Origin of the sequence: Qipengyuania gaetbuli, assembly GCF_020524765.1 — a bacterium.
In the GTDB taxonomy this organism is placed as follows: domain Bacteria; phylum Pseudomonadota; class Alphaproteobacteria; order Sphingomonadales; family Sphingomonadaceae; genus Qipengyuania; species Qipengyuania gaetbuli_A.
On record NZ_JAIVLR010000002.1, the window covers coordinates 323,832 to 335,692 of the forward strand.

Sequence of the window (11,861 nt, forward strand, 5' to 3'; positions counted from 1 at the left end):
GGCGGCACTTGCTTTTCAGGGGATGGCCGCGCCGTCTAATCGCTTGCTTTTTCTTCGCGAAAGGCGATCACTTCGCGCCGGGACTCGGCACGAGGGGGATTTCGATGAAGAAGGCATTTCTGTTCCTGGGCACTGCCCTGCTTGCAACCGGTACGGCACAGGCCAAGGACAAGGACGAAGCCAAGGAAAAAGGCGGCGAAGAAGCGGCCAAGACGCTCGCCCAGTTCGTCGAAGGTTTCCGCAAGACCGACGGCCTCTTCCCGCTTTATCGCGACCCCAAGACCGGCGAGGTCTATCTCGAACTCGATGCCGACCAACTGGGCAGCGAGTTCATCTATTTCACCTACACCGAAAACGGCCCGGTCGAGGCCAACCATTTCCGCGGCAATTTCCGCGACAACCGGATCGTCACCTTCAACAAGAAGTACGACCGCGTCGAAGTGGAAGCGGTCAACACGAGCTTCTATTTCGATCCCGACAGCGCGCTCGCCCGCGCTTCGGAAGCGAACATCGCCCGCGCGCCCATCGGCAACGTCAAGATTGCCGCCACCAGCGAAGATGGCCGCAAGTTCCTGATTTCCGCCGACGCGCTGCTGGAAAAGGAAGCGCTCTCGCAGATCAGGCCGTGGCAATCGCCCGACGACAAGCCCGGCTCCGCCTTCGCGCTGGGCGAATTGTCCGAAGACAAGACGCAGATTTCCACCTTCGCCAACTTCCCCGACAACACCGATATCCGCGTCGAATACGTCTTCGACAATCCCAAGCCGTTCCATTTCGGCGGAGCAGACATCACCGATGCGCGGTCGGTCGCGATCCTGGTGCAGCATTCCTTCCTCAAGATGCCTGCCCCCGGTTTCGAACCGCGCGCCGACGATTTCCGCGTGGGCTATTTCACCAACCAAAAGACCGATCTGACATCGATCGAGCATGCGCCCTACCGCGACGTGATCAACCGCTGGCGGCTGGAAAAGAAGGATCCGTCTGCGGCGGTGTCCGACCCGGTCAAGCCGATCACCTTCTGGATCGAGAATACCACGCCGATGGAGCTGCGCGGCACGATCCGCGACGCGACGCTGGCTTGGAACGAGGCGTTCGAGGCAGCCGGCATCTCCAACGCGATCGAGGTGCAGATCCAGCCCGACGATGCCAGCTGGGACGCAGGCGATGTCCGCTACAACGTGATGCGCTGGACGTCTTCGCCCACGCCCCCCTTCGGCGGATACGGCCCCAGCTTCACCAATCCGCGCACTGGCGAGATCATCGGCGCGGATATCATGCTGGAATTCATCTATCTGAAGAGCCGGATATGGCAGTCGGAAATTTTCGATACGGCGGGCCTGCCTTCCTACGGCAAGCCCCTTGCGGGCATGGGACGTCATGCCGCCAACTGCACGCTGGCCGCCGATTTGCAGACCAAGATGATGGCCGCACGTTCAGTCTTCGCGGCGCGCGGGGCGACCGATGACCAACTGGACGAGCTGCTGAGGCAGGAACTGGCCTATCTCGTCCTGCACGAGGTCGGCCACACGCTGGGCCTGACGCACAACATGCGCTCCTCGCATTCGGTGCCGCTGTCCTCGCTTGGATCGGGCTCGGCGCTGCCGACCAATTCGGTGATGGATTATACCGAGATCAACATCGCGCCTTCGGGCCAGCCGCAGGGCCAGTTCGCCATCGCGCGGCCCGGCCCCTACGACGTCTGGGCCATCCAGTACGGCTATACGCCCGAAGAAAGCCTGCTGCCCGGCATCGTGGCGCGCTCGACCGAACCGGCGCTGGTCTATGGCAATGATGCCGACGACATGCGCTCGCCCGGAACCCATATCGATCCGCGCGTGATGATCGACGATCTGTCGGACGATCCGATCGGCTGGGCAACGCAGCGCGCCGCGCTGGTCGACCAGACGCTCGCCGTGCTCGCCGACCGCGTGGTCGACAGCGGCGATACCTACCAGGCGCTGGTGAACAGCTATTACGGCCTGACGGGCCAGAAGGCGCGCGCGGCGAATATCGCCTCGCGCTGGATCGCGGGCGTCTACAACAACCGTTCGGTTGTCGGTCAGCCGGGCGCCCAGCAGCCGCTGGTGCCCGTGTCCGTGGCCGAACAGCGCCGCGCGCTCGGCGTGGTCAGCAAACTTGCGTTCGCGCCCGATGCCTTTTCGGCTGGCGAGAGCCTGCTGAACCGCCTGCAGGTCGAACGCCGCGGCTTCGACATGTACGGCACCAATGTGGATCCGCGCCCGCACGCCCGGGCGCTGCAGGTCCAGCAGTCGCTGCTCGACCATCTGCTGCATCCCAATGTGCTTGCGCGCCTTACCGATACGCGCCGCTATGGCGGGGCCTATCCGGTCAGCACCTACATGGCGGAACTGACCGGCGTGATGTTCGACGCTGACCGCGTCGGCGCGGTGAACACCTATCGCCAGAACCTTCAGGTGGAATATCTCACCCGCCTGATCGGCATCGCTTCGGGTGCTGGCGGCGGGATGGAGCCGACCCCCATGGGACCGCGGCCATTGCCGACCTACGACTATGTCTCGCGCTCTGCTGCATTGGCAGGGATCGCGCGGATCAAGGCGATAGCGGCAGGACCTGCGGCGGATGCGGAAACGCGCGCCCACCGCGCCCACCTTGCCTCGCTGATCGCGGCGTTCGAGCGGCGGTGAGGTAAGGGCACGCTTTCCTACCACTTGTCTTCGCAGCTAGGCGTGGTGCATGGAAAGCAGCGAGAAAAAGCGCCTCGGAACCCGGCTGGGCGGGAGGGGAAGTATTTCCTCCCAGGACCCTGTTCCATGTGTTCCATCCTGTAGGCGCTAAAGGAGAGGGAATCCGAATGAGCGCCTACACGCAGATCAAGCTCGACATCGCCGATGGCGTGGCCATCGTCACGCTGCACCGGCCGGAGAAGATGAACGCCTTCACCCGCGTGATGATGGACGAGTTCATCGATGCGCTCGACGTGACCGATGCCGATGACAGCGTGCGCGCAGTGATCGTAACGGGGCATGGCGACCGCGCGTTCTGCGCCGGGGCCGACCTCACGCCGGAGGGCGGGGGGCACGTCTTCTCCGATCCCAACCCGGTGGACAGCCTGTCCGACGAACGCGTGCGCGATGGCGGCGGGCGGCTGACGCTGCGCCTGTTCAACTCGCAGAAGCCGCTGATCGGCGCTTGCAACGGCGTGGCCGTGGGCGTGGGCGCGACCATGCAGCTGCCCTTCGATATCCGGTTGGCGAGCGACAATGCGCGGTTCGGCTTCGTCTTCGCGCGGCGCGGGATCACGCCGGAAGCGGCCTCGAGCTGGTTCCTGCCCCGCCTCGTCGGGATGCAAACCGCGCTCGAATGGTGCATGACGGGCCGCGTGTTCGACGCGCAGGAAGCGCTCGATCGCGGTCTGGTCCGCTCGCTCCACCCGCAAGCAGAGCTGATGGATGCCGCCATGGGTATCGCGCGCGAGATTGCCGACAACACCTCGGCCGTGTCGGTCGCCATGACCCGCGCGATGCTGTGGCGTCTCTCGCCGCTCGAACATCCGATGATGGCGCACCGCGTGGACAGCCGTGCGATCTACCGCCTCAGCCGCAGTGCGGATGCGAAGGAGGGCATCGCCAGCTTCCTCGAGAAGCGTGCGCCTGCCTATCCCGACACGGTCAGCGGCAACATGCCCGACTTCTACCCCTGGTGGGACGAACCGGGGTACGAATAGTAACGCTTGTGACGGTTACAAACGCAACGGCCTTGCCAAGGCGCGCCGCCTTCGCAAGGGTGGCGTCATGTCGAAACGCCAACCTGCCAAGCGCCTAGCGGACTTCCTGCCGTACCAGCTGTCGGTCGCCTCCAACGCGGTCTCGACCCGCATTGCGGAGCAGTATCGCAAGCGGTTCGCGCTCAAGACTACCGAATGGCGCATCATGGCGGTGCTCGGCGACAGCGGGCCGCTGACCCAGCGCGAGCTTTCGCAGCTCACGCTGATGGACAAGGTGCCGGTCAATCGCGCCTGCAAGACGCTGGAAAGCCGGGGGCTGGCCGAACGCACGCCCAATGCCAAGGATGGGCGCTCGCACCTGCTGGCGCTGACGGCGGAGGGCAGGGCGGTTCATGCCGGCATCATGCCGCTGGCCCTGACGATCGAGCGGGAGATGTTCTCGGTGCTCGACGAGAGCGAGCAGGCGGCGCTGCGCGACATGCTCGCCCGTGTGCGCGACAATGCGGGGGACTTCGATGCAGAAAGCCTGGCCGACTAGGTAGTCGACCAGGCTCTCGATAACGACCCGCTTTTCTGCCGGGTAGCCGGGTTATCCGATACCGCCACTGAAGGCGTCGGAGATCGAACAGGCTGCCGGGCCGAGAATGACGATGAACAGCACCGGCAGGATGAACATGATCAGCGGCACGGTCATGATCGCCGGAAGGCGCGCGGCCTTCTCTTCGGCGCGCATCATGCGCTCGTTGCGGAATTCCGCCGACAGCACGCGCAGCGCACTGGCGAGCGGCGTACCGTAGCGTTCGGTCTGGATCATGGTGGTGACCACGCCCTGCACCGCTTCCAGGTTCACGCGATAGGCAAGGTGGTCGAAGGCCTGCTTGCGCTCGTTGAGGAAGGACAGCTCGATCGCGGTCAGGGCGAATTCGTCGCCCAGTTCCGGATAGGCGCGGCCCAGTTCCTTGGCGACGCGGTTGAAAGCGGCGTCGACGGTCAGACCGGCTTCGGCGCAGATGACCAGGAGGTCGAGCGCGTCGGGCAGGCCCTTGCGGATCGCGTCGGTGCGCTTGGTGGCCTTGTTCTTGAGGACGATTTCCGGGCCCTTGTAGCCAAGGAAGGTCGCCAGTGCGAGCGCGGCCACGCGCTTGAACTGCCAGTCGGGATAGATCTCGACGCCGTAGAGCAGGATCGCGGCAATGCCGCCGAGAAGGATCGGCAGCACCATCCGCAGGCCGATGAGTAGGACCGCGACTTCCTTGTTGCGGTGACCGGCCCAGGCCAGCTTCTGCTGCATGTCCTCGACCTGGCTCTGCTGCAGCACCTTGAGGTTGCCGAGCGTGTCCTTGACCTTGTCCGCCGTGTCATTCTTGCGCACGAGGCTCTGGCGCTTCTTGGCGCTGGTCGTGATCAGGCCGAGCTTGAGCTCTTCACGGCGGCCTTCGAGCGCTTTCACGCGCTTGGCCATCGGGTCCTTGATCGTGACGGCCGAATAGATCGCCACGAACACCGCCAGTGCCGCGATCCCGGCAAGGATCGAGCCGACGAGGATGACGTCGAAGCCGAGGAGGGTGGGGCCGCTTGCGGGTTCCATGATTGCTCTTCCCTGCTTCCTTAGATTTCGAAACTGACCATCTTGGCCATGATGAAGCCGCCGATGCTCATCCACACGAGGCCGCCGAGGCCGGCCACGATCAGGCGGTCATCTTCGAAGAAGGCGCCGATGTAGCTCGGGTTGATCCACCAGATCATGCCGAACACGATGAAGGGCAGGGCGCCGACGATATAGGCCGAGGCCTTCGATTCCGAGCTCATCGCCCTGATCTTGAGCTTCATCTGCGCACGCTTGCGAAGCACATCCGAAAGGTTGGACAGCGTTTCAGCGAGGTTACCGCCCGTTTCGCGCTGGATGGCCAGCGTGATGCAGAAGAAGTTGAATTCGGGAATGCCCAGGCGATCGGCAGTCTGCTGGAGGGCATCCTCCATGGTCCGGCCGATCTTGATGCGCTCGACGATGCCCTTGAATTCCGCGCCCACGGGGCCCGGTACTTCCTGGGCGACGACGGCCAGCGTCTCGGTCACGGGAAGACCCGAGCGAAGGCCGCGAACGAGCAGTTCGATGGCGTCGGGAAACTTCACGTTGAACTGGTTGGTACGCTTCTTGATCGCGCGGCCGACGATGAAATGCGGGATGCCTGCACCTGCGAACAGGCCGACACCGATCGAGAGGAGGAACGCGCCGCTCTTCAAGAAGATGAGCAGCGTGAGGACCAGCGCGATGCCGAGCGAGGCATAGGCATACTGGCTCAGCGTCCAGCCCTTGCCCGTCCGGTCGAGCCGGATGGCGAGAGCTTCCACGCGCGAGCCGGATCCGGCCTGCTTGAACTGCTTGGGCTTGCGGGCAGCGATCGCCTTTTTCAGCTGCGATTCCACCTTGGCATCGGTGCTTTCCGAATGCCGGAAGCGGAGCTGCTGCAGGCGGCGCTGGCTGTTCTTGCCGGCGTCGGGACCTGCGAAAGCCACGTAACCGAGCACGAGCAGCGTGAAGAGCCCGCCGGTAACCAGCAAGAGCTGGATCAAGTTCATCGTGTCTCTCCGTCCCGTCCCGTGATTACTAGGTCAGTCCGGGAGGCGGGGGCGCTGGGGCCAACCCGCCTCCGGGATAGTTATTCGCCCGCGTTCTCGAACTGGGCCTTGTCCTTCTTGGCCAGCAGCGACTTGATGTCGAAGCTGCCCAGCAGCGACTTCTTGTTGCCGCCGACGTCCAGCGCCTCGTCGCTTTCCTCGTCGCCGAGGCCGATGATGCGCGAGGACAGCTGCTTGATCGCGCCGGTCGCCTTGCTCGAGCCGTTCGCATCCACGAAGGTCTTGCCAAGCTTGGCGGCGTTCACTGCGGCCTTCGCATCGTACGGGATCGAGACGTCGATCGAGCGTTCGATGGAAGCCTCGAAGTCGGCCTTGCTGATTTCCTGCATGCCCGGCTGGACCTTGTTGGCCACGATCACCGGAGTGGCATGCGCGGCATTGGTCTTGAGCCAGGACAGGATGCGGATCGTGTCGCGCGCCGAGGCGAGCGTCATTTCCGTGACCAGCGTCACGACATTCACGTCGTTCAGCAGGTGCGGGAAGTTGATCAGCATGTTGCGCGGCATGTCGACGAGCGTCATCTCGAAGGCGTGACGGAACTCTTCCTGCAGCTGCAGGAAGGCCGAGCCATCGGTCATCAGCGGCGAGTTGATCGGCGCTTCTGCCGACAGGATCGCCAGGTTGTCGTTGGCGCGGATCATGGCGCGTTCGATGAACAGGCCGTCGATGCGGCTCGGGTTGTCGATCGCGTCGGTCAGGCCGCGGCCCGGCTCGAGGTCGAGCGTGAGTGCGCCGACACCGAAGTGCACGTCGAGGTCGAGCAGCGCGGTCGGCATGTGCTTTTCCGCGTAGATCCAGGCGAGCGAGGTCGCGAGGGTCGAGGCACCGACGCCGCCACGCGTACCCACGACCGCAGTCGAGATATGACGCTTGACCTGGTCGGCCTCGCCGCCGCGCGGGGCCATGAAGACCGCCTGTGCAGCGTTGAGCGAATCGCGCAGGACCGAGGCCGAGAGCGGCTTCAGCAGGTAGTCGTGGATGCCGCTCGCAAGCAGGTCGCGATAAAGGCGCACGTCGTTGACCTGGCCGATCGCGATCACCACCGTGCCGGGTTCGCATACCTCGGCGAGGGCGTTGATGTCGTTCAGCGGGTCACCGCTTTCCGACAGGTCGACCATCAGGATGTTCGGGCTGGCCGACACCGACAGCGACTGGATCGCGTTGCGCAGGCCGCCCTTGTTGCACTTTTCAGGCTGCCAACCGAGCTCGATCACCACCGGGCGCAGGACATCCAGCGCGGTTTCGTCGCAGATGAAAGCTGCAAACGGATCGCGATTTCCGGGCATTCCGGATTTCCAGGAAGCGCTCATGAATTAATCCCCTTCAGTGGTGCTGACTTCGGGCAGGCCGCCCTTTCCGGTCGGCTCCATCTCGCGATAGGCCTTGATGGCCTTGGTCGAAGTGGTGACGACGGTTTCACCGCTGCCCTGCTGGCCGCGGATCAGATCTTCGGGATTGGCGACCATCGCGGCGAGGTTGCCGTTGATGGCGCAGCCGTAGTTCGGGTTGGTCGCATTGCTGCTATTGCCCTCGGCCGTGTGCGACCAGTCCGGGCAACCCGGGACCGATGCAGTCGAACGGGTGATGACCACGCGTGCCTGGCCGGGCTGGGCGTATCCGGCAGTGACCGGCACACCTTCGGCGAGCAGCAGGCCATAGCGGCCGGCGAGCACGGCGACGTCTTCGCGGACAGCGGCCGAACCGGTCGCGTCCTCGATGGCGACGCGGTCACCGTAGCGCAGGTCCATGCTTTCGAACCATTCGGCCAGGCGCTGCTGTTCGGACACGGGCAGGCCGTCGGCATTCGTGTTCACGTCCAGCACGAAGTTGGAGCGTTCCACCACCGGCTGCTTCACGCTGTAAAGCGTCCGGTTTTCCATGTTCGAGCTGCCGCAGGCGCCCAGTGCGAGGGCGAGCGAGGCTGCGATCGAAGCGGTAAGCTTGCGGTTGATTGCGTTAGTCACGTCTCGTCCCCTCATTCAAAGCTGAAGCCGGGCTTTGCAGCGGCGGTCTTCTCTTCGCGGCGGGCTTCGCCCTTGTTTGCCACGCGCTTGTTATCGCCCGAGGTCTCGTAGGAGATCTGCGGATCGGCGCTGCCTGCATCGCGCACGGTCGGAACCGGGCGGGCGGGGCCTTCGCTGTTGCTGTCGCCTTCGCGGAAGCCCAGCAGGCGCTGGAATTCTGTCGGCTTCTGATAGCCGTCGGTCGGCAGGCGAATGTCGTTCGCATTGACCGGCTTCACCAGGTACGGCGTAATCACGATGACCAGCTCGGTCTCGCCGCGACGATAGTCGGTCGATCGGAACAGGTTGCCGAGGATCGGGATGTCACCGAGACCCGGTGCCTTCTCGATCTGGTTGGACTGGTTGTTCGACAGCAGGCCGGCGATCATGAAGCTCTGGCCGGAGCCGAGTTCCACGGTCGTTTCCGCACGGCGCGTGATAAGCGCGGGGATACGGAAGCCTTCGAACTCGATCGCGCCCTGGGCCGACAGTTCCGATACTTCCGGACGCACGCGGATCGAGATCCGGCCGTTCGAAAGCACTGTCGGGGTGTAGGCGAGGCTGACGCCGTAGTTCTTGTATTCGATGGTTGTGTTGCCGAGGCCCTGGTTGAGCGGGATCGGGAATTCGCCACCGGCGAGGAATTCTGCCGTTTCGCCCGAAAGGGCGGTCAGGTTCGGCTGCGACAGCGTGGTTACCAGGCCCTGCGTTTCCGCAAGGTCGAGCGCGCCGCCGATGTCGAGGCCGAGGAACTTGCCGGCAAAGCCGAGCGTGCTGCCAAGGTCGGCACCCATGATCGAGGTCGCCGGAACGATGACGTCTTCACCGGTGATCGGGTTGGTGCCGACATCGTTGGTGCGGGCGTTCATGCCGAGCGACTGGCCGGGTGCGAACAGCGTGGCCGGACGACCCTGGCCGATGCCGATCTTGAAGCCGCTGGAGCTGTCGATCGACTGGAGGTTCACGCCCAGCGTGCGAACCAGCGAACGGCTGACTTCCGCGATGCGGACCTGCAGGTTGACCTGCAGCGGGGTCGCCATGCGCAGGCGGCTGATGACATTGGTGTCTTCACCCACGAAGGCTTCCACGAGGGCCTGTGCCTCTGCCGCGTCTTCCGGAGCTGCCACCGTGCCGGTCAGGAGAACCACGTTGGTGCCCATGGTCGCCACGTTGATCTGCGCTTCGGGCATCGCCAGGGCGAGCATCTGGTCGATGCTGCCGATGTTCGAACCAACGCGGACGTTGGCCGACCAGATGATGTCGCCTGCCGCGTTGCTGGCATAGACCGTGGTCTCGCCGCCGGACTTGCCGAACAGGTAGAGCTGGCGCTGCGACTTGACCTGCACATCCGCGACGTTCTCGTTCGAGATGAACACGTCGGTCATTGCGCCGGGCACGTTGACCAGTTCGCCGCGACCGATCGAGAGGACGATGTCCTGGCTCGGGCGGACAACCGACTGGGCCGTGGCCGTAGTCGTCGGTGCGGCTGCCAGCGGCGCCATCGCCAGGCCGGCAAGCAGCAGTTTGGTGGAAAGACGACGTTTCATGGAATTGCCCCCTGAATGGCTTCCTGAGCTTGTTTGATCTTAGCGAAGGGTCTTGAGCGCGACCGGAACAGTGTCCGCTGCCTTGCCCGCACCGTCGCCAATGGCCTTGTTCATGCTGTGGATCGAACCCTGCATCGCGACCGGAACGGCCTCGGTGCTCTTGCCACGGGTCACGCGGACCATCGGACCACGCACGACCGGAGCCGACGGGGCCGAACTGCGCGGCGAAGTGTTGGAGAACGTACCATCTTCATTGTCCGAGGTGCGGCCACGCGATCCCTGCGGCGGCATCGTGGTGCGCTGGAAGCGCGAGACGTCACCGCCCGTCACATAGGTGCCGCGGGCATCGTCCGGACGGCTCATGGCCGTGCGCAGGATACGCTCTTCCTCTTCGGGCGTGGCATCGTCGGGGATGCTCACGTCGCCCGAGGCGAGGGCACGTTCGAGTTCGCCTTCGCTGTCGGCGATGGCGCGCAGCGCGAGGCTGAGCGTGCCGATCGTCTGGGCGACGGCCACCTTCTCGGCGATCACCGGGGTCACTTCGAGCGTAACCGTACGGAACGCCTTGACCTGGGTAACGCCATCGATGGTTTCCTGCGTGGTCGACTGGTCGGTCGCCAGCACACGAAGGTTACGAAGGATGGTTTCCGATGCTTTCAGCGCCATGCCGTCATTGCCGGTCACCGTCTGGGTGAGGACCATGTCGACGCGGTCGCCCGGGAAGACGAAGCCGGCAACGCCGCTCTTCGCATCGACCGGAACCGTGATGGCGCGCATGCCCGGAGTAAGAGCTGCGGCAAGGAAGCCGCGGTCGCCGGGGCTCACGAGCGAACCCTGGGTCACCGGCTCGCCGGCCGTGATCGGATGACGCACGACAGTGCCGATCAGCTTGCTGATGTCGGCCTCGCCGTCGAGGAAGTAGGCATCCTGCACCAGCTCTTCCGGCCACAGCTGGTAGCCGATGGCGTCAGCAGTGATGATGGTGCCGGTGGGCAGGGCACGCTGCGCGACCAGGACCTTGGGTCCGGCGGCTTCGACCTGCGCTGCGGCGTTGGCATCCGGAGCCGCGGCTCCTGCGAACATGCTGCGGGCAACAAGTGCCGTGCCGATCGCAACGACCAGCGCACCAACCAGCAGAACCAGCTTCTTCCTATCCATGGCTTTTAAGCCCCCTCATAAGGCCCGCGTGAATCGATGGCGGGCTGCTATGGTTTCCGTCTCTACGATCCGATTGGTTAAAATCGGGTTGTCAGCCCAAAGAGGTCTGAGAAAAGTCTGCAACGAGATCACCGCCCGCGACCCACAGGCCGGCGATTGCGATGGCGAGTCCGTAAGGAATGCGCGGCTGCTGGTCGTGCCGGCGGATGATCCGGATCGAGGCCAGCGTAACGAACGAAAGAATGGCAACCGGCACCAGCGCGACCAGGATCGACGCGGCCCCGTTCGAGGCCAGCGGTTCCATGATCGCATCGGGCAGGGCCAGCTTGGGACCACCCAGGACGGCGCTGGCGAAATTCGCCGCGACCAGCGTGCAGGCACCCAGCAGCAGCGTATCGCGGACAGGACGTCCGCCCACGACGCGCGAATGCGCAACGCCCCACATGCCCATGGCCAGGGTCAGTACCCAGCCGGCCATGGCCATGATGATGACCAGCACCATGAAGTTGGTCGGCGGGAACCACAGCGCCAGCGCGGTCAGCAGCTTTACGTCGCCGCCGCCCATCTGGCGGATGGCGAAGAACAGACAGCAGACCGCGAAGGTCACGACTGCGATAACGAGTTGAATGGCAACGCCGGGCCACAGCGAAAGTCCGCTGGCCCACCAGAACAGCGGCGCGCCGGCGGCGATCGCCAGGTTAAGGCGATTGCCGATGGTGCGGCTCTTGAGATCGGTCACCGCTGCCCACAGCAGGCCGATTGCCAAGGCGGCAAGCAAAACGTAGGTGAAAATCTGGTCGTGCATCA

10 protein-coding genes are annotated in these 11,861 nt (G+C 64.4%); 3 read left to right on the forward strand and 7 right to left on the reverse strand.

Going from position 1 to position 11,861, the window contains the following annotated elements:
* Positions 1–104 precede the first annotated feature (104 nt).
* The 3 genes from LC083_RS10065 to LC083_RS10075 all read left to right on the forward strand — a co-directional run bounded on the left by LC083_RS10065 (position 105) and on the right by LC083_RS10075 (position 4,244).
* Positions 105–2,666, forward strand: coding sequence for a zinc-dependent metalloprotease (locus LC083_RS10065; RefSeq protein ID WP_226700285.1), 2,562 nt, complete (start codon positions 105–107; stop codon positions 2,664–2,666).
* A 167-nt stretch (positions 2,667–2,833) separates the two neighbouring features.
* Entirely contained in the window at positions 2,834–3,706 is an 873-nt protein-coding gene (locus tag LC083_RS10070) for a crotonase/enoyl-CoA hydratase family protein (protein WP_226700286.1), read from the forward strand.
* 67 nt (positions 3,707–3,773) lie between these two features.
* Entirely contained in the window at positions 3,774–4,244 is a 471-nt protein-coding gene (locus tag LC083_RS10075) for a MarR family winged helix-turn-helix transcriptional regulator (RefSeq protein ID WP_222554456.1), read from the forward strand.
* A 51-nt stretch (positions 4,245–4,295) separates the two neighbouring features.
* On the opposite strand, the gene LC083_RS10080 is transcribed toward LC083_RS10075, so the two are convergent.
* From LC083_RS10080 to LC083_RS10110, 7 genes are all read right to left on the reverse strand, one after another.
* Positions 4,296–5,294 carry a type II secretion system F family protein gene (locus tag LC083_RS10080; RefSeq protein ID WP_263611773.1) on the reverse strand — a complete coding sequence of 333 codons (999 nt, stop codon included), beginning with the start codon at positions 5,292–5,294 and terminating at the stop codon, positions 4,296–4,298.
* Positions 5,295–5,314: 20 nt separating this feature from the next.
* Positions 5,315–6,286 carry a type II secretion system F family protein gene (locus tag LC083_RS10085; protein ID WP_226700287.1) on the reverse strand — a complete coding sequence of 324 codons (972 nt, stop codon included), beginning with the start codon at positions 6,284–6,286 and terminating at the stop codon, positions 5,315–5,317.
* Between the two features lie 80 nt (positions 6,287–6,366).
* A complete protein-coding gene (locus tag LC083_RS10090) occupies positions 6,367–7,656 on the reverse strand; it encodes a pilus assembly protein CpaE (RefSeq protein ID WP_226700288.1) in 1,290 nt (429 codons plus the stop codon).
* A 3-nt stretch (positions 7,657–7,659) separates the two neighbouring features.
* On the reverse strand, positions 7,660–8,310 hold the full coding sequence (locus tag LC083_RS10095) for a CpaD family pilus assembly protein (protein WP_226700289.1): 651 nt from the start codon (positions 8,308–8,310) through the stop codon (positions 7,660–7,662).
* 11 nt (positions 8,311–8,321) lie between these two features.
* On the reverse strand, positions 8,322–9,896 hold the full coding sequence (locus LC083_RS10100; RefSeq protein ID WP_226700290.1) for a type II and III secretion system protein family protein: 1,575 nt from the start codon (positions 9,894–9,896) through the stop codon (positions 8,322–8,324).
* Between the two features lie 39 nt (positions 9,897–9,935).
* A complete protein-coding gene (cpaB, locus tag LC083_RS10105) occupies positions 9,936–11,054 on the reverse strand; it encodes a Flp pilus assembly protein CpaB (protein ID WP_226700291.1) in 1,119 nt (372 codons plus the stop codon).
* Between the two features lie 91 nt (positions 11,055–11,145).
* Positions 11,146–11,859 (reverse strand): prepilin peptidase, encoded by a 714-nt coding sequence (locus LC083_RS10110; protein ID WP_226700292.1) that lies wholly within the window; start codon positions 11,857–11,859, stop codon positions 11,146–11,148.
* Between the last annotated feature and the right edge of the window lie 2 nt (positions 11,860–11,861).